Below are 18,460 nucleotides of genomic sequence, written 5' to 3' on the forward strand. Positions count from 1 at the left end.
GCGCTTCGAAGTCCGGATGGACTGGCTTAGCTCTGCGAGGAGCCGCCGCCGGTCGAGGCCAGATACATCACCAGGCTGGTGAAGACGGCGGTCAGAGCCAAGCCCAGATAGACCGAGAAGCCCAGCGGGCTGGTGGCCGGGCTGGGATTGGCGACGCCGCCGAAAATGGCGCTCAGCACGGGAACGGCCAGATACAGAGCGATGACCAGCACGCCGGCAACGGTGAGACCCAGAACCTTCGGAAGGACGCCCATAACACGCTCCATGAATTGCGGTGCCGCCCCCGACGGGCCGCACGAATTGTCTAACCGGCCATGAACCCAGGCCGGTCCCCTCAGGCTGATCTACTACCAGATTTAGGGGCTTTGCGGAAGGTCCAATCAGACTATTTAAAAACTGGGCTGCGAAAACCTGCCCCCGCGAAATCGTCCTTTGTCTTTCCGGCCAAAGGCGGTGACACTTGTGGTCTCGACTGGCAGGAGGGGGCTTGATGCCCGAAGCGGCAAGACTGATCCGGCCCGATGACGCCGAATCCATCGTTCGGGGACGCCACGGCGACCCCTTCGCCGTCCTGGGGCCCCATGGGGTGAAGGGCGGCACGGTGATCCGCACCTTCCAGCCCCAGGCCGAGAGGGTTTTCGTCCTGGCGGGCGGCATCGCCACCGAGATGCAGCGGGTCCATGCCGATGGCCTGTTCGCCGTCAAGCTGAAGGTCGCTTCGCCCTATCGGCTTCGAGTGGTGCGTCCCGATGGCGGGGTCGAGGAGTTCGACGACCCCTATCGCTTTGCGCCGATCCTGGGCGAGCTCGACCTGCATCTGCTGCGCGAAGGCACCCATCTGCGCACCTTCGAGAAGCTGGGCGCCCAGGTTCGCTGCGTAGACGGGGTGGACGGCGTGGAATTCGCCGTCTGGGCCCCCAACGCCGCCCGGGTCTCGGTGGTGGGTGACTTCAACCTCTGGGACGGGCGGTGTCATCCCATGCGCCTGCGCCACGAGGCCGGGCTGTGGGAGATCTTCATTCCCGGCCTGGGCCAGGGAACGCTTTACAAATACGAGATCGTCGCCGCCGACGGGCGCCTGCTGCCCTTGAAGGCCGACCCTTACGGCCATTTCGCCGAGGTGCCGCCCAAGACCGCGTCGGTGGTGTGGGAGCTGGGAGAGCGCGACTGGGCCGACGGTGACTGGATGGCGGCGCAGAAGGCGCGCAACGACCGTCACGCGCCGGTCAGCATCTACGAGGTGCATCTGGGGTCGTGGCGGCGGCGGGTGCCCGAGGACTGGAACCGCCCGCTCTCCTATCTGGAGCTGGCCGACCAACTGGGCGATTACGTGGCCGATCTGGGCTTCACCCATGTGGAGTTCCTGCCCGTGCACGAGCACCCCTTCGGCGGCTCGTGGGGCTATCAGCCGGTGGGGCTGTTCGCGCCCACGTCGCGCTACGGCACACCCGACGAGTTCCGCACCCTGGTGGAGCGCCTGCACCAGAAAGGCATCGGGGTGATCGTCGACTGGGTGGCCGGGCACTTCCCCAACGATCCCCACGGGCTGCACCATTTCGACGGCACCCACCTGTACGAGCACGAGGACCCGCGGCTGGGCGTGCACAAGGACTGGAACACCCAGATCTACAATTACGGCCGCACCGAGGTGGTGAACTACCTCTACGCCAACGCGCTGTACTGGATGGAGCAGTATCACGTGGACGGCCTGCGCGTGGACGCGGTGGCCTCCATGCTCTATCTCGACTACTCGCGCCAGCCCGGCGAGTGGATCCCCAACCGTCACGGCGGTAACGAGAATCTGGAAGCCATCGACTTCCTGCGCCGCATGAACCAGGTGGTCTATGCCGAGCATCCCGGCGTCATGACCATCGCCGAGGAATCCACCGCCTGGCCCATGGTGTCGCGCCCCGTGCACCTGGGCGGGCTGGGCTTCGGCTACAAGTGGAACATGGGGTGGATGCACGACACGCTGCGCTACTTCTCCAAGGACCCCATCCACCGCCGCTATCACCACGACGCGCTTACCTTCGCCCAGCTCTATGCCTATCACGAGAATTTCGTGCTGCCGCTGTCCCACGACGAGGTGGTCCACGGCAAGGGCTCCATCTTCGGCCGCATGCCGGGCGATCCCTGGCAGCGCTTCGCAAACTTGAGGGCCTATTACGCCTTCATGTGGACCCAGCCGGGCAAGAAGCTGCTGTTCATGGGCTCCGAATTCGCCCAGGAGCGCGAATGGAACGAGGATGCCAGCCTGGACTGGCACCTCTTGGGCGACGGACGGCACGAGGGGGTAAGGCGGCTGATCCGCGACCTCAACCGCCTCTACCGCACCGAGCCGGCGCTGCATCAGCTGGACAACGAGCAGGCGGGCTTCGCCTGGATCGACTGCAACGACCGCGACAATTCGGTGCTGACCTGGCTGCGCAAGGGCTTCGACCCCTCGGACTTCGTGGTCGTCGCCGGCAACTACACCCCCATGGTGCGCGAATCCTACCGCGTCGGCGTGCCCGAGCCCGGCTGGTATCGCGAACTGCTCAATACCGATTCCGAGTGGTATGGCGGCTCCAACATCCACAATGACGGCGGCGTTCAGGCCGACGAGGTGCCGTGGCACGGCCATGGCTGGTCCGTGTGCCTGCGCCTGCCGCCGCTTGCCACCTGCGTGTTCAAGCGGGAGCGGTGAGGGCGACGGATGCTTTACCCGGTGCGGAAACTAAATTACCTTTAAAGGTAATCTTGTTCAAAGGGTGCTCCATGGACATCGTCAAGGATATTCAGCCGCTGACGACCTTCCGTAACCACTCGGCGGAGTTTCTCAGCCATATCCGGGAGACCGGCCGTCCGCTGGTCCTGACGGTCAACGGCAAGGCGGCGGCCGTATTGCAGGACGCCGAAGCCTATCAGCGTCTGCTCGACATGGCCGCCTCGGCCAACGCCGCCGAGGGAGTCCGCCAGGGCCGCGAGGACGTCGCCGCCGGCCGGACCATGGGGGCGGCCGAGGCTTTCGCCATGGTGCGGGCCGAGCATGACATACCGCGTTGAGTTGTCTGCGCGGGCCATCCGCGACCTGCGCCAGCTCTACGAGGCTATTGCCGCCAGCCACCTTCCGGCGGCGGCCATTTGGTTCAACGGCCTCGAGGCCAAGCTCGCCAATCTGGCCCGGCTTCCCCGCCGGGGCGGAGCGGTTCCGGAAGATGGGAGGCTACGGCAATTGCTTTACGGGCGGCGGCCGCACGTGTACCGGATCATTTACGAGATCAACGAGGATAGCCGGATAGTGTCCGTTCTGCACATTCGCCATGGTGCCCGCGACGCAATGACGGGCGAGGCCTGAATGACCACGCGGCGCCGCATCCTGCCCGGCCTGCCGTATCCCCTGGGGGCGACCTGGGACGGCAATGGCGTCAACTTCGCCCTGTTTTCGGCCCATGCCGAGAAGGTGGATCTGTGCCTGTTCGACCGGCGTGGCCTGCGCGAGGTGGAGCGCATCGAACTGCCCGAATACACCGACGAGGTCTGGCACGGCTATCTGCCCGATTGCCGTCCGGGGCAGCTTTACGGCTATCGCGTCCACGGCCCCTACGATCCCAACGAGGGACATCGTTTCAACCCCCACAAGCTGCTGATCGATCCCTATGCCAAGGCGCTGGTGGGGGGATTCGAATGGTCGGACACCCATTTCGGCTTTCGTCCCGGCACGCCCAGGCTGGACCTGATCGCGGATAGGCGCGACAACGCCCGCTTCATGCCCAAATGCCGGGTTCTGGACACCGCCTTTACCTGGGGCAACGACCGCCGCCCGGGCGTGCCGTGGTCCGAGACCATCGTCTACGAGGCCCATGTGCGGGGTCAGACCATGAAGCATCCGGGCGTGGCCAACGGCATGCGCGGAACCTTCCTGGGCCTGACCCAGCCGGGCGTCATCGACCATCTGCGGCGCTTAGGCGTCACCACGCTGCAATTGCTGCCCATCCACGCCATGATCGACGAGAAGCATCTGGCCGAGAAGGGCTTGCGCAACTACTGGGGCTACAATTCCATCGGCTTCTTCGCCGCCGATCCGCGCACCTATTCCGCCAGCCCCCACGGCGATTTCAAGACCATGGTGTCGCGCCTGCACGATGTGGGCATCGAGGTGATCCTCGACGTGGTCTACAACCACACCGCCGAGGGCAACCATCTGGGGCCGACCCTGTCGTTCCGGGGCATCGACAACCTCAGCTATTACCGTCTGGGACCCGATAGCAAGCGCTGGTACGAGAACTATTCGGGCTGCGGCAACACGCTGAACCTCGCCCATCCCCGCGTGCTGCAGATGGTGATGGATTCGCTCCGCTATTGGGCCGAGGACATGCACGTGGACGGCTTCCGCTTCGATCTGGCGGCGTCGCTGGTGCGTGGGCCGGGGGGCTTCGACCATACGTCCGGCTTCCTCGACGCGGTGCGCCAGGACCCGGTGCTGTCCAGGCTGAAGCTGATCGCCGAGCCCTGGGACCTTGGCGGCGATGGTTATCGGGTGGGGCGCTTCCCCCCCGGCTGGTCCGAGTGGAACGGCCGCTACCGCGACACGGTGCGGCGCTTCTGGACCGGCGAGGGCGGGCTGATCGGCGATCTGGCGTCGCGGCTGACCGGGTCCTCCGACATCTTCGGCTGGGGCGGGCGCCGGCCGTGGGCCAGCCTGAACTTCGTCACCTGTCATGACGGCTTCACCCTGGCGGATCTTGTCGCTTACGAGCGCAAGCACAACGAGGCCAATCTGGAAGGCAACAAGGACGGCACCGACGCCAATTACGCCTGGAATTGCGGCCACGAGGGCCCGTCGCCCTATCCTGAAATCCGCGAGTTGCGGGCGCGGCAATGCCGCAACCTGCTGACGACGCTGCTGCTGTCCCAGGGCGTGCCCATGCTGCTGGCCGGCGACGAGATGGGGCGTTCGCAAAAGGGCAACAACAACGCCTATTGCCAGGACAACGAGATCGGCTGGATCGACTGGTCGAGTGTGGACGAGGACCTGCTGGCCTTCGTGCAGCGGCTGATCAGCCTGCGCAAATCCCACCCGGTGTTCCGCCGTCCCCGCTTCTTCGAAGGCAAGCGGCTGCCCAATTCGCCCCTGAAGGACATCGTGTGGATCACCCCCGAGGGCCGCGAGATGGGCCACGGCGACTGGACCACGCCGTTCGCCCGCTCGCTGGGCTTCGTGCTGGGCGGCGAATCCTGTGCCGTGGACAACCTCACGGGCCGGGAAGAAATGGACGACACCTTCCTGGTGCTGCTCAACGCCTATCACGAGGCGGTTCCCTACGTGCTGCCGCCGCCCAGCCTGGGCCGGTCGTGGGAACTGGTGCTCGACACCTCTGATCCGGCGGGGCGGCAATCGGGCACCCATTGGGCGGCGGGGATCACCTATCCGCTGGGCAGCCGTTCGGTGGCGGTGCTGCGCCGTTCGGGCAGCGTGCGGGGTGTCCAGCGGGACCAAAGTGAAGAGGAATGCAAGGCATGAGCGGAAGTGACGCCCTGGACCGTCTGGCGCGGTTGGCGGGCATCGAGGACGGCTGGTGGGATTTCTTTGGGCAGTGGCGCGTGGTGCCGCCCGAGACCAAGCGCGTCTTCCTGGCCGCCATGGGCCTGCCCGCCGACAGCGACGAACAGGTCCGCGCCAGCTTGCACGACCTGGAAACCCGCTCCTGGCGCCGGGCGCTGGACCCGGTGCTGCTGGCCGACGAGCACGGGGCGCCGCCGTCCATCGCCGTCACGCTGCCGGCCGAGGCCGACGACATCCCCCATTCCTGGGTGCTGGAGGAGGAACTGGGCATCCGCCATACCGGCGGCTTCATTCCCTATGAACTGCGCTGGGGCGAGGAGTATCAGCTGGACGGACGGCTGATCCATCGCCGCTGGCTGGATTTGCCGGCGCTGCCGCCCGCGGGTTATCACCGCCTGACCCTGTCCGGTCCCAAGGGCGTGCTGGCCGAGATGGCGCTGATCGTCACGCCGCCCAGAGCCTTCGTCCCGGAGGAGCTGGAGCAGGGGGCGGGATGCTGGGGAATCGCCACCCAGATCTACTCGTTGCGCTCGGAACGCGACTGGGGCGTGGGCAATTACGGCAATCTGGCCGAACTGGCCGAGGGCGCGGCGCGGGCGGGGGCGGCCTGTGTCGGAATCAACCCGCTGCACGCCTTGTTTCCCGCCGATCCCGAGCGCTTCAGCCCCTATTCGCCGTCGTCGCGGCGTTTCCTCAACATCGCCTATTTGGACGTGGAGGCCATTCCTGAGTTCAAGGAATGCCTGGAAGCCAGGCGCATGTTCGCCTCGCCCGGCTATCAGGCGACGCTGGCCCGGCTGCGCGGCTACCTGCTGATCGAATACCCGGACGTCATGCGTCTGGCCCGGCCCATGCTCGACGTGCTGTACCGCTGGTTCCGCCGCACCTGCATGGGCGACGACAACCCGCGCGGCCAGGCCTTCCGCGCCTTCCAGGCCAGGGAGGGCGAATCGGGGCGGCGTTTCGCCGCCTTCGAGGCGCTGCACGACAAATTCGCGCGCGACGGCAAGTCCTACTGGCGCCAGTGGCCCGAGGAATACCGCCGCCCCGATTCTCCCGCCATCGCCGATTTCATCTTGGAGCATGTGGAGCAGGTGGAGTTCTTCCAGTGGCTCCAGTTCATCGCCGACGAGCAACTGGCCGAGGCCCAACGAAGGGGCCGCGACGCCGGTTCCGCTATCGGCCTCTACCGCGATCTGGCGGTGGGCATCGCCGGCGACGGGGGCGAGGCCTGGGCCGAGCAGGATTCCCTGGCGCTCGGCGTCTCGGTCGGCGCGCCGCCCGACCCGCTGGCGCTCAAAGGCCAGGATTGGGGGCTGGTGCCGTTCAATCCCCTGACCTTGCGCGAGCATTTCTACGGCCCCTTCATCGAGGTGATGGCGGCCAACATGCGCCATGCCGGGGCGTTGCGCCTGGACCACGCCATGAGTCTGGCGCGGCTTTACTGGGTGCCGCCGGGCCAGCCCGCCGACCAGGGGGCCTATGTGCGCTATCCGGCCGAGGATCTGTTCCGGCTGGTGGCGCTGGAAAGCCGCCGCAATCGCTGCCTGGTGATCGGCGAGGACCTGGGCACCGTCCCCGAGGGTTTCCGCGAGCGCATGGACCGCATGGGCATCTTCGCCTATCGGGTGATGGTGTTCGAGAAGACCAAGGACGGCGCCTTCCGCGCCCCCGGCCAGTTTGACGCCCAGGCCCTGGCCATCGCCGCCACCCACGACCTGCCCAGTTTGCGCGGCTGGTGGGCGGGCAAGGATATCGACCGGCGGGAAAAGCTGGACCTTTACCCCCGCGAGGGTCAGGCGGGCGAGGAACGGGCGGCGCGCGCCGCCGACCGTGCCGCCCTGGCCGCCGCCCTGGCGGAGCAAGGTCTGCTGGCCGCCGACTTCCCCGTTACCCCGGCGCTGACCGATGCCCAGGCGGTGGCCTTGTCGGCAGCGGTGCATGCTTATCTCGGGCGTTCGGCGTCAAAGCTGATGATGGTGCAGATGGAGGACGTGCTGGGCCAGGAAGTGCAGATGAACCTGCCCGGCACCACCACCCAGCACCCCAACTGGCGGCTGCGCTACAAGGCCGACACCGCCGCCATCCTGACGGACAAGCGGATGCTGGCGACGGCGGAAGGGCTGAAGGCCGGGGGGCGTTGAGCGTTCCCCACAACGCCCCTTTCGGGGGGTGGACGGCGGTCATTTCCGTTCTTAATCCGAAATTCATAGAATTCCGGTGGTCTGCCGGTATGACCGGTCTTGCCCGCGTTCCCTTTTCGTGGCGGAATGACGAAGGATGGAACTGGCGGGAAGACCGGCATGAAGAAGGCGAAGCCCCCGGTGGTGCGGTTGCTGGCCGACGATGTGGAAAGCGTCAAGGAAGCGATCAGCAGCCATCTGCTCTACACGGTGGGCAAGGAACCCGTCAACGCCACGGCGCGCGACTGGTTCATGGCCGCCGCCCACGCGGTGCGCGACCGGGTGACCGAGCATTGGATGCCGACGCTGAACCGCTATTACCGGGAAGATTCCAAGCGGGTCTACTACCTGTCCATGGAGTTCCTGATCGGCCGCACCCTGGTCAACAGCCTGATCAATCTGGGCCTCTACGACACGGTGCGCCAGGCCATCGCCGAACTGGGCCAGGATTTCGACGAACTGTCCGCCTGGGAGGTGGAAGCCGCCCTGGGCAATGGCGGCCTGGGGCGTCTGGCCGCCTGCCTGCTGGATTCCATGGCCACCATCGGGGTGGCGGGCTTCGGCTACGGCATCCGCTATGATTACGGCATGTTCACCCAGCACGTGGACAACGGCTGGCAGGTGGAAAGCCCGGAAAACTGGCTGCGCTACGGCAATCCCTGGGAGTTTCCCCGCCCCGGCGTGATCTTCCCCGTCCGCTTCGGCGGCCGCGTCATCCATTTCCGCGACGTTCTGGGCCATACCCGTTCGCAATGGGTGGATGCCGAGGAAGTGATGGCCATGGCCTTCGACGTGCCGGTTCCGGGCTTCGGCGGCAAGGTGGTCAACAATCTGCGCCTGTGGTCGGCCAAGTCGACGCGCGAGTTCGACCTGAAGTACTTCAACGCCGGCAATTACATCGAGGCGGTGCGCGACAAGAACGAATCCGAGACCCTGTCCAAGGTACTCTACCCCTCCGACATGACCGACCGGGGCAAGGAGCTGCGCTTCAAGCAGGAATACTTCTTCGTCGCCGCCTCTATCCAGGACATCCTGGCCCGTTTCAGGAAAAGCCATTCCGACTGGACCCTGCTGCCCGACAAGGTGGCCATCCAGCTCAACGACACCCACCCGGCGCTGGTGGTGGCGGAACTGATGCGGGTGCTGGTGGACGAGCACCAGATCGAATGGTCCAAGGCCTGGGAGCTGGTACGGGGCTGCTGCGCCTACACCAACCACACCCTGCTGCCCGAGGCGCTGGAGACCTGGTCCACCGATCTGTTCGAGCGGGTGCTGCCCCGCCATCTGGAGATCGTCTACGCCCTTAATCACGAATTCCTGCAAAGCGTGCGGTATCGCCATCCCGGCGATTCGGAATTGCTGCGCCGCGTCTCGCTGATCGCCGAAGGGGCGGAGCGCCGCGTGCGCATGGGCCATCTGGCGGTCATCGGCAGCCACAAGGTCAACGGCGTCGCCGCCATCCATACCGGCCTGATGAAAAGCACCATCTTCTCGGACTTCGAGCATCTGTCGCCGGGCAAGATCACCAACAAGACCAACGGCGTGACGCCGAGGCGCTGGCTGCTGGCCGCCAATCCGGCCCTGTCGGCGCTGATCACCTCCAAGATCGGCGACGGCTGGGTGACCGACCTCGACCTTTTGCACAAGCTGGAACCCCTGGCCGACGACGCGGCCTTCCGCAAGGCCTTCGCCGCCGTCAAGCGGGCCAACAAGGAGCGCCTGGCCTCCATGCTGTCGCTGCGCTTAGGCGTCGAGGTGGACGTGGATTCCCTGTTCGACGTCCAGGTCAAGCGCATCCACGAATACAAGCGGCAGCTCCTCAACATCTTGCACGTCATCACCCGCTATGGCCGCATCCGCTCCAACCCGCTGCTCAATCCGGTGCCGCGCACGGTGATCATCGGCGGCAAGGCGGCGCCGGGCTATCACGTGGCCAAGCTGATCATCAAGCTGGTCAACGACGTGGCCGAGGTGATCAACAACGATCCCCTGGTGGGCGGCAAGCTGAAGCTGGTCTTCGTGCCCAATTACAATGTCTCCACCGCCGAACTGGTCATGCCCGCCGCCGATCTGTCGGAACAGATCTCCACCGCCGGCACCGAGGCGTCGGGCACCGGCAACATGAAGATGAGCATGAACGGGGCGCTGACCATCGGCACCTGGGACGGCGCCAACGTGGAAATCTGCGAGGAAGTGGGCGAGGAAAACATGTTCCTGTTCGGCCTTTCGGCCCAGGAAGTGGCGCGCAAGCGGGTGGACGGCTACGACGCGGTGGCGGCGGTGAAGGCCGATCCCGACCTCTCGTGGGCGCTCGACATGATCGCGTCGGGCTTCTTCTCGCCCGACCAGCCCGACCGCTTCCACCAGCTGGTGGACATCCTGACCACCGGGGGCGACCACTACCTGCTGTCGGCGGATTTCCCGCTCTACATGGCGGCGCAGGAGCGGGTGGACCAGACCTATCGCGACCCGGAGGAGTGGACGCGCAAGGCCATCCTCAACGTGGCGCGCATGGGCAAGTTCTCGTCCGACCGCACGGTGGCCGAATACGCCAGGGAAATCTGGGGGGCGTTGTAGACGCGTCCCGTCAGGTGGGGCGGCTTTATAGTCAGCCCGACTTAGGTTGAAGCTCCTGACCTCGTCGTCCCGGACTTGATCCGGGACCCAGGAGTCGCAGACGATGACATTTGTCATGCTCCCCCTGGACCCCGGCTCAAGGCCGGGGTGACGGGCGAGGAGGCGGCATCGATTCAACCAGACCCGGACAAACTCTAGCGGACGGTCCAGAAGGAATTGTCGGGCTGCTGCTGCGAGGCGACCAGATCGCGCACCCGCTCCATGACCGCAGCGTCGGCGGCCTGGCCCTTGGCGGCGGGTGGAGGTTCGGCCACGACAGGCGCTGGCGCCGAGGCCGGCGCCGGAGACGCGGCGGTGGGCGCCGGAACCGCGGGCGCTTTGGCGGCGGCGGCAGGCTTGGGGGCCTGCCCCCGGGGATAGGTGTATTCGGCGGCGCGAAGCGGCGTGACGTCCAGCGAGGTGGCGGGCTTGGCGCGGCTCAGATTGTCCACCTCCAGGCGGCCCATGGCGGTCAGCAATTCATAGGACGCCTGGTACATGTCGTAATAGGCGCCGGTATAGTTGATCCGCGCATCGTTGATGCGGGTCGCTTCGTCCAGCACCTCGGTGACGGTGGCCTTGCCGGCGTCCAGCTTCTTCTTGGTGGCTTCCCACACTTCCTCGGCCAGGACAGCGGCGTTTTCAAGCAGGTCCAGGCGCTGGCGGGCGGTCTGCAGCTTATGCCAGGCGGTGCGGGTCTGCTCGGCGATCTTGCGGCTGGTGTGGAAACGGTTGTCCTTGCTGGCCCCATGGTCCCATGACGCCTGGGCCACGGTGGCGTCGGTCTTGAAGCCGGAGAACATCTCCCAGCTGGCCATCAGCATCAGCGACCAGTCGCGGCGCACGCCGACGGTGGCGTTCTTGCCGTGCTCGTAATTGGCCTTGCCCACCAGATCGAGGGTCGGCCAATAGCCGGCCTCGGCGATGTTGCGCTTGTCCTTGGTCAGGTCGATGGTGCTGGTCGCCGATTCCAGGCTGGGGTTGTCCTTCTCCGCCACTTCCAGCGACTGATCGACGGTGGCGGGGATCAGGTCCATGGGCAGGGGCGGGTCGGACAGGGCCGCCACGTCGGGGGCGTGGCCGAATACCTGGGTGTATTTGGCGACGGCGGCGTGGAAGTCGCCCTCGTACTTGACGCGGCGCTCCTTGGCCACCTGAAGGCGCTGCTTGGCCGCCAGCACGTCGGAGGCGATGCCCGATCCCTTCTGGACGCGCTCGTCCTCCAGGTTCTGCTGCTCGGCCAGCCTGCGCTCGTTTTCCCGCGACAGGGCCACCAGCTTGGTGTTGCGCATGACGTCGAGATAGGCGATGGCGCCTTCCAGCAATGCGGCCTGGCGGGTGTTGCGCAGATCGGATTCCGAGATGCGCCGGGTGGTCTTGGCCGAATCCACCGTGGAATCGGTGGCGAACCCGTCGAAGATCTTCTGGGTGACGGTCACGCCGGTGGTGTTGCGCTTGTCGAGGAAGGCCTTGCCCTGGGTGCCGCGGCGGTCGGGGCTGTCCACATATTCGTGGCCCTGGTCGCCGGTAAGCTTCACCGTGGGCATGTATCCGGACCGGGCGCTGCGGATGCCCTCGTCGGCGGAGTTGACGCCCTTCATCTTGGCCTGGATCTGGGGATGGTTGGCGACGAGGTCGCGCATCTCGTCTTCCAGCGTGCTGGCGGATACGGGCGTCCAGCAGCCGGCCAGGATGGTTCCGAGCAAGGCCCAGACCTTGAACGAGTGCGGCCGAATTGTTGCGTCCCCCGGGAAATGCACGTGATCTGGTCCCCAATCCATGGCTCTGATATACACCGGATTATCTAGTTTGTGAATTGCCTTAAGCGCTACTGGACCTCAATATCGGGTGATGGCATGGCCGGCTTGGATGTGGAAGACGAGCGTTTCCTGACGCGGCTGGCGGACCGGATGCCCAATGATGGGGAAATCCTGGCGCGTCTGGCGTCGCTGCGGTTGCGCCAAGGCGCGCTGGATGCGGCCAGAACCCTGGCGGAGCGGGCGGTTGAGCTGGCGCCGGGACTGGCCGAGGCCCATGCCGCGCTCGGTCAGGTCCAGGCCCGGAGCCGGCAGTCCGACGCGGCGCGCGCCAGTCTGGAACGGGCCGTTCAGCTGGATTCCGGGCTGGGCGTGGCCTGGATGTGCCTTGGCGAAGTGCTGGCCCAGGTGCCGGATCAGGCCCAACCGGCGGTTGATGCCCTGCGGCGCGCCTGCGGGCTGATGCCGCGTGATTCCCGGCCGCTGAACGCCTTGGCCAACGTGCTGATGGGCTTCAAGCGCTATGAGGACGCCGTCGCGTCCTATCGCGCCGCCACCGCGCTGGCCGCGGATCCCAACCCGGCGGACATGCTGAACAACATGGGCGTGGCGCTGGAGCGCCTGGAGCGGCGTGACGAGGCGGTGGCCATGATCCGCTCCGCCGCGCTGATCCGCCCGGATTCACCGGCCATCCACGACAATCTGGGCAATGCCCTGCTGGGCACGGCGCGGGCCGAGGAGGCCGAGGCCTGCCACCGCAAGGCTTTGGCGCTGGGCGCCCGGGGGGCCGAAACCTGGAGCAACCTGGGCAATTCCCTGCATCGGCAGGGACGGCTGGACGAAGCGGATTCCGCCTATCGCCGCGCCATCCAGATCAACCCCGAGGGGGCCAAGTTCCATACCAACCTGGCGCTCAATCTCCTGCTTTCGGGACGCATGGAGGAGGGGTGGCGGGAATACGAATGGCGTTGGCGCGACCACCCGAACCTGCCGCCCTATCTGCTCGACCGCGCCTGGAAGGGCGAGGCCCTGGCTTCCGACCTGCCCGCCGGCGGCACCTTGCTGCTGCAGGCGGAACAGGGATACGGCGACACGCTGCAATTCGTGCGTTACGCCCCGCTGCTCAAGTCCCGCGGCGTCAGCCGGGTGGTGCTGGCCTGCCAGCCGGAACTGGTCCGCCTGATGCAGACCGCTCCCGGCCTGGACCAGGTGGTGAGCGAGACGGCGTCCCTGCCGCCTTTCGACAAGGCGGTGACCCTGCTGTCGCTGCCGGGCCTGCTGGCCGGCCTGCCGGCTCCGCAGGACTTTCCCTATCTGGGCGTTCCCAAGGGCGTCCGGGCGAAACTGCCCGCTTGTCCGGCCGGAACGCTCAAGGTCGGCCTCGCCTGGGCCGGACGGCCGACCCATGGCGACGACTGGAACCGGTCCATACCCGCCCGCATGCTCGATCCCATTCTCGAGGTGCCGGGTGTCACCTTCTATTCCCTCCAGCGCGGCGCGGTGGGGCCGCGCATCGGCAGGCCGCCGGCGGACCGGCTGATCGAGGCCGCCGATCTCTGCGCCGATTTCTGCGATACCGCCGCCATGCTGAAAGGGCTGGACCTGATCATTTCGGTGGACACCGCCGTGGTGCATCTGGCCGGGGCCCTGGGCAAGCCTGTCTGGGTGCTGCTGCCTTTCGTTCCCGATTTCCGCTGGCGCATGGAGGGTGACGAGACCGAGTGGTATCCGGCCTTCCGGCTGTTCCGCCGCAAGCCCCAGCACGGCTGGGAGATGCCCATCGCCCGCGTCGCCGAGGCCTTGCGGGCCCGGGTGGCCAATGGGGCGGCCTGAAAGGCGCTATCAACTATTAGGGGTTTTATCTAGGCTATGCCGCCTCGAATGGATGGTGTGCGCCTAATCGCGTCTCTCAGCGCGTAATATGCTTGATGTATACAATCTCAGCATGCAATCTATGCCAATGTGTCCGTTGCGTTGTTAATGCCTGTGGCAAAAGACATGCAATGCGTGCATTTAGGTGCTGAAATTGGATGCGAATGGCATGACCCGGGTGCGCAGGCCCAAAGACCCTACGGAATTGTCGGCGGCCGAGTGGGTTCGACAGCAACTGATCGAGGACATCGTCGCCGGCCGGTTGCGGCCGGGCGAGAAGCTGTGCGAGGTGAAGATCGCGGCGCGGCTGGGATGTTCGCGCACTCCGGTGCGCGAGGCCTTCCGTCACCTCGGCGCCTTGGGCCTGGCCAATTTCGAGAAAAACCGCGGCGGCAACGTCGTGCGGCTGGAACGCGCCATGATGCAGGAGCTTTTCGAAGCCCTGGCCGAGGTCGCCGCCGCCTGTGCCGGCCTTGCCGCCGCCCGCCCCGAACAGCTTCGCCGGGGGCTGGCCGGGCGGGAAACCCAGCCGGCCGCCAGCCCCGCCGGCACCGGCGGCGAGGATGACCTGTTCGCCGGTCTTTTCCGTCTGTGCAACAACCGCCTGCTGGCGGAAACCGGGATGGCCATCCGTTGCCGCCTGCTGCCCTATTGGCGGCTGCTGGGAGGGATGGCCGACGCCTGGCCGGCCCTTGGGGCCGAGCGGCAGTCCGAGATGGTCCGGGCCATCCTGGCCGGCGAGGCCCGTGCCGCCAGGCGAAGCGCGCGGGCCCTGGTTCTGGCGGCCTGCGACCTGGCGCGGCGCGGATTGCCGCAAAGCGTCCTGCCCTGACCCGAGCTGAGCGTTTCGTCCCGTCCGTAAGGGGAAAGCCCCATTGCGGCGCCTGTCGGCCGTGACCATGTCTTTCGTCGGATGGGCGTTGGCGTGAAAGGTTCCCCGAGTGGCGAAGGTCGGGGCCGTGCCGGCCGGAACGGCACCGCACAGGGACGAGGAGCGCTTCCGGCGGGTGGTCGAGGCCGCTCCCAATGCCATGGTGATGGTCAATTCCGCCGGCCTGATCGAGATGGTCAATGCCCAGGCCGAGCGGGTGTTCGGCTATTCCCGCGACGAGATGCTGGGCCGGTCGGTGGAAATGCTGGTGCCCGAACGCTACCGGCATGATCATCCCGGCCTGCGCGCCACCTTCAACGCCGATCCCCTCTCGCGCCCCATGGGCGCCGGCCGCGATCTCTATGCCCGGCGCAAGGACGGCAGCGAGTTTCCCGTCGAGATCGGCCTCAATCCCATCGACACCGAGGACGGCCCCATGGTGCTGTCGGCCATCGTCGACATCTCCGACCGCAAGCAGAAGGAGGAGAAGATCCGCGCCGCCCTGCGGGAGAAGGAGATCCTGCTGGGTGAGATCCACCACCGGGTCAAGAACAACCTGCAGATCATCGACAGCCTGCTGGACCTGCAACTGTCCAAGCTGGAGGATCCCCTGGTCGCCGGCATGCTGCGCGACAGCCAGAGCCGCATCCGCTCCATGGTGCTGATCCACCAGACCCTGTACCAGTCCAAGGACTTCGCCCGGGTGGATTTCGCCGCCTTCCTCGATACCCTGATTCCCACCCTGGTGGCGTCCTACGGGCTGGATTCCAACCGCATCACGCTGACCCTCGAGGCCAGGGACGTGCAGCTTCCGCTCAGTACCGCCATTCCCTGCGGGCTGATCGTCAACGAACTGGTGACCAACGTCTTCAAGCACGCCTTTCCCGATGGACGGCGGGGCGGCGTCCGGGTCCGTCTGGCCAATGACGGGGAAAACAACGTCGAACTCGAGGTGATCGACGACGGAATCGGCCTGCCGCCCGATCTCGACGCGAAGAATACCGCCACGCTCGGTTTGCAGCTCGTCTGCCTGCTGGCCGATCAGGTGGGGGGAGAGATCCGGATCGATCGGGCCGCGCCCACCCGGTTCGGGCTGCATTTTCCCATTCAACGCTGAGGAAGGGACCTGACCCATGTCGGCGATACGGATCATGGTGGTCGAGGACGAGCGGATCGTCGCCCTGCATCTGCGCCAGCAGCTGCTCAAACTCGGCTACGACGTGGTGTTCATCGCCTCGTCGGGCGAGCAGGTGCTGCGGCAGATCGGCAATCTCAGGCCCGACGTCGTCTTGATGGACATCCATATCGAGGGCGACCTGGACGGCATCGAGACGGTGGCGCGCCTGCCGGCCGAGCTCCACATTCCGGTGATCTATCTCACCGCCTATTCCGAGGAAGCCATCCTGGCCCGCGCCCGGGCCACCAAGCCGTTCGGTTTCCTGTTGAAGCCGTTTTCCGAGCGCGAACTGCACGCCACCATCCAGATGGCGCTGGAGCGCCGCAAGGTGGAGGAGGCGCTGCGCGACAGCGAGGAGCATCTGACCCTGGCTCTCGACGCCGCCGGCATGGGGGCCTGGGAGGTGGACGCCCAGTCGCGCCGCATCGTCCGTGCCGGCCATATCGAGCGGGTGTTCGGCTGCGCCGGCCAAGGCTTCGGCGGCAGTCTGGACCGCTTTCTCGATCATGTGGTCGAGGATGACCGGGTGGTGCTGGCCCGGGCCTACGAGCGGCTGCTGAGCGAGACCGCGCCGCTTCAGGTGGAGTTCCGCGGCATCCGTCCCGACGGTACCGTGCGGTGGCTGCGCGCCCAGGGCAAGGCCATTCCCCCCCGGGCCGAGCGGCCCCAGCGTATCATCGGTGTGCTGCAGGACGTCAGCGACCACAAGGCGGCCGAGGACCGCCAGCGCCAGGCCCTGACCGTCTTCGAGGCGACCCGCGACGGGCTGCTGATCCTCGATCCCCTGCTGCGGGTGGTCACCGTCAATCCCGGCTATTGCGCCATCACCGGCTTCGACGAGGCCGAGCTGCTGGGGCGCCGCCCGCGCATGCTGGAGGCCGGCGCCCAGCCCGCCGACCTGCATGACGAGATCATGGAGGCCCTGAAGGAGGGCGGGCGCTGGCGCGGCGAGATCGCCGCCAGGAACCGCGCCGGCGAGGTTCTGCCGCTCTTGATGAATATCGCCGCCGTGCGCAGCGAACACGACAGCGTCGTCCATTACGTGGCGGCCTTCACCGATCTGACCGCCATCCGCGCCGCCGAGGAGCGGCTGCAGCATCTGGCTCATTACGACCCCCTGACGGACCTGCCCAACCGGCTGCTGGCCGCGGACCGGCTCGACCACGCCATGGAGCGCTGCCGCCGCGACCGCACGTCCCTGGCGGTGCTGTTCGTGGACCTGGACTACTTCAAGCGCATCAACGATACCCTGGGCCACAGCGTCGGCGATGTGGTGCTGAAAACCGTGGCCCAGCACATGCGGGGCGCGGTGCGTGCCGAGGATACGGTGGCGCGGCTGGGCGGCGACGAGTTCATGGTGATCCTGGAACAGGCGGATCATCCCGACGACATCGCCGCCGTCGCCATGAAGATCCGGGCGGCGGTGACCCGGCCCCTGACGGTCAACGGCCGCGAGCTGGCCACCTCGGCCAGCATCGGCATCAGCCTGTTTCCCGGAGACGGCCAGACCCGCGAAGTGCTGATCCAGGCCGCCGACACCGCCATGTACGCCGCCAAGGAAACCGGGCGCAACGGCTATGCCTTCTATACGCGGGAAATGACCGAGCGGGTGTTCCAGGCGGTGGCGTCCGACAGCGACGTGCGCCGGGCGCTGGCCGCCGACGAGCTGGTGCTGTTCTACCAGCCGCAGATCTCGCTGGACTCGGGCGAGGTGGAAGGGGTCGAGGCGCTGATCCGCTGGAATCATCCCGAACGGGGACTGGTCGGCCCGGCCGAGATCATACCCGCCGCCGAACGGGGCGGTTTCATCATCGATATCGGCGATTGGGTGGTGGCCCAGGCCTGCCGCCAGATCCGGCAGTGGCAGGCGGCCGGGCTGGCGTCCTTGCGGGTGGCGGTCAACGCCTCGGCCCAGCAGATGCGCAACGGACGCCTGCTCCGCGCCGTGCAGGACGCCCTGGCCGAAACCGGAATCTCGCCCGACATGCTGGAAATCGAGATCACCGAAAGCATGCTGCAGAACGAGGACGAATGCATCGCCACCCTGCACGCCCTGAAGCAGCTGGGCGTGACGCTGGCCATCGACGATTTCGGCACCGGCTATTCCTGCCTCAGCTCGCTGAAAAGCCTGCCCATCCAGCGCCTGAAGATCGACCGCGCCTTCATCGAGGGAATCCCCGAGGATCTCAACGACGTGGCCATCGCCGAGGCCATCGTCGCCATGGCCCACCGGCTGCGCCTGTCCGTGGTGGCGGAAGGGGTGGAGACCGAGGCCCACATGGAGTTTCTTCGCGCCGTAGGGTGCGAGGGCGTTCAGGGCTTCTTCCACGCCCGCCCCATGCCCGCCGAGGAGGTGGCGGCCTTCATCACCGGCAGGGCGGTGCCGCCGGGCTGAAATCCCTCTTCCCTTCCGGGGGGCGGCGGGGTCATCATCGCCGA

At 66.6% G+C, this 18,460-nt stretch carries 12 protein-coding genes; 10 read left to right on the plus strand and 2 right to left on the minus strand.

Annotated features, from left to right (window positions below):
- Window positions 1-26: 26 nt before the first annotated feature.
- Complete coding sequence (locus WV31_RS18825; protein WP_085374987.1) at window positions 27-254, minus strand: hypothetical protein; 228 nt, start codon at window positions 252-254, stop codon at window positions 27-29.
- Between the two features lie 236 nt (window positions 255-490).
- Between WV31_RS18825 and glgB the strand changes: the two genes are divergently transcribed.
- The 6 genes from glgB (at window position 491) to WV31_RS18855 (ending at window position 10,305) form a co-directional block, all read left to right on the plus strand.
- Window positions 491-2,686, plus strand: a complete 2,196-nt coding sequence (gene glgB / locus WV31_RS18830; RefSeq protein ID WP_085374988.1) for a 1,4-alpha-glucan branching protein GlgB — start codon at window positions 491-493, stop codon at window positions 2,684-2,686.
- Between the two features lie 71 nt (window positions 2,687-2,757).
- Window positions 2,758-3,045, plus strand: coding sequence for a type II toxin-antitoxin system Phd/YefM family antitoxin (locus WV31_RS18835; protein WP_085374989.1), 288 nt, complete (start codon window positions 2,758-2,760; stop codon window positions 3,043-3,045).
- Window positions 3,029-3,337, plus strand: coding sequence for a type II toxin-antitoxin system RelE/ParE family toxin (locus tag WV31_RS18840; RefSeq protein WP_085374990.1), 309 nt, complete (start codon window positions 3,029-3,031; stop codon window positions 3,335-3,337). The genes WV31_RS18835 and WV31_RS18840 overlap by 17 nt, the downstream gene beginning before the upstream one ends.
- The gene (gene glgX / locus WV31_RS18845) at window positions 3,338-5,503 is read left to right on the plus strand and encodes a glycogen debranching protein GlgX (RefSeq protein ID WP_085374991.1); all 2,166 of its coding nucleotides are present in this window, start codon (window positions 3,338-3,340) and stop codon (window positions 5,501-5,503) included.
- Window positions 5,500-7,689: a 4-alpha-glucanotransferase gene (gene malQ / locus WV31_RS18850; protein WP_085374992.1), complete on the plus strand. Its 2,190-nt coding sequence runs from the start codon at window positions 5,500-5,502 to the stop codon at window positions 7,687-7,689. The genes glgX and malQ overlap by 4 nt, the downstream gene beginning before the upstream one ends.
- Window positions 7,690-7,848: 159 nt before the next feature.
- Window positions 7,849-10,305, plus strand: coding sequence for a glycogen/starch/alpha-glucan phosphorylase (locus tag WV31_RS18855; protein ID WP_085374993.1), 2,457 nt, complete (start codon window positions 7,849-7,851; stop codon window positions 10,303-10,305).
- Window positions 10,306-10,499: 194 nt separating this feature from the next.
- Here the strand turns inward: WV31_RS18855 and WV31_RS18860 are convergent, their stop codons facing one another.
- A complete protein-coding gene (locus WV31_RS18860) occupies window positions 10,500-12,050 on the minus strand; it encodes a TolC family outer membrane protein (RefSeq protein ID WP_085374994.1) in 1,551 nt (516 codons plus the stop codon).
- A gap of 150 nt (window positions 12,051-12,200) precedes the next feature.
- On the opposite strand from WV31_RS18860, the gene WV31_RS18865 reads away from it, so the two are divergent.
- The 4 genes from WV31_RS18865 (at window position 12,201) to WV31_RS18880 (ending at window position 18,416) form a co-directional block, all read left to right on the plus strand.
- Entirely contained in the window at window positions 12,201-13,934 is a 1,734-nt protein-coding gene (locus tag WV31_RS18865; protein WP_085374995.1) for a tetratricopeptide repeat protein, read from the plus strand.
- 208 nt (window positions 13,935-14,142) lie between these two features.
- The gene (locus WV31_RS18870) at window positions 14,143-14,805 is read left to right on the plus strand and encodes a GntR family transcriptional regulator (RefSeq protein ID WP_085374996.1); all 663 of its coding nucleotides are present in this window, start codon (window positions 14,143-14,145) and stop codon (window positions 14,803-14,805) included.
- Between the two features lie 109 nt (window positions 14,806-14,914).
- Window positions 14,915-15,961 carry a sensor histidine kinase gene (locus WV31_RS18875; protein ID WP_085374997.1) on the plus strand — a complete coding sequence of 349 codons (1,047 nt, stop codon included), beginning with the start codon at window positions 14,915-14,917 and terminating at the stop codon, window positions 15,959-15,961.
- A 16-nt stretch (window positions 15,962-15,977) separates the two neighbouring features.
- Entirely contained in the window at window positions 15,978-18,416 is a 2,439-nt protein-coding gene (locus WV31_RS18880) for a two-component system response regulator (RefSeq protein WP_085374998.1), read from the plus strand.
- Window positions 18,417-18,460 lie beyond the last annotated feature (44 nt).

This window comes from Magnetospirillum sp. ME-1 (assembly GCF_002105535.1).
GTDB lineage: Bacteria > Pseudomonadota > Alphaproteobacteria > Rhodospirillales > Magnetospirillaceae > Phaeospirillum.

Excerpts from the sequence above, each read along its gene's own strand:
- WV31_RS18825 (WP_085374987.1), bottom strand. The coding sequence starts at position 254 with ATGGGCGTCCTTCCGAAGGTTCTGGGTCTCACCGTTGCCGGCGTGCTG.
- glgB (WP_085374988.1), top strand. The coding sequence starts at position 491 with ATGCCCGAAGCGGCAAGACTGATCCGGCCCGATGACGCCGAATCCATC.
- WV31_RS18835 (WP_085374989.1), top strand. The coding sequence starts at position 2,758 with ATGGACATCGTCAAGGATATTCAGCCGCTGACGACCTTCCGTAACCAC.
- WV31_RS18840 (WP_085374990.1), top strand. The coding sequence starts at position 3,029 with ATGACATACCGCGTTGAGTTGTCTGCGCGGGCCATCCGCGACCTGCGC.
- glgX (WP_085374991.1), top strand. The coding sequence starts at position 3,338 with ATGACCACGCGGCGCCGCATCCTGCCCGGCCTGCCGTATCCCCTGGGG.
- malQ (WP_085374992.1), top strand. The coding sequence starts at position 5,500 with ATGAGCGGAAGTGACGCCCTGGACCGTCTGGCGCGGTTGGCGGGCATC.
- WV31_RS18855 (WP_085374993.1), top strand. The coding sequence starts at position 7,849 with ATGAAGAAGGCGAAGCCCCCGGTGGTGCGGTTGCTGGCCGACGATGTG.
- WV31_RS18865 (WP_085374995.1), top strand. The coding sequence starts at position 12,201 with ATGGCCGGCTTGGATGTGGAAGACGAGCGTTTCCTGACGCGGCTGGCG.
- WV31_RS18870 (WP_085374996.1), top strand. The coding sequence starts at position 14,143 with ATGACCCGGGTGCGCAGGCCCAAAGACCCTACGGAATTGTCGGCGGCC.
- WV31_RS18880 (WP_085374998.1), top strand. The coding sequence starts at position 15,978 with ATGTCGGCGATACGGATCATGGTGGTCGAGGACGAGCGGATCGTCGCC.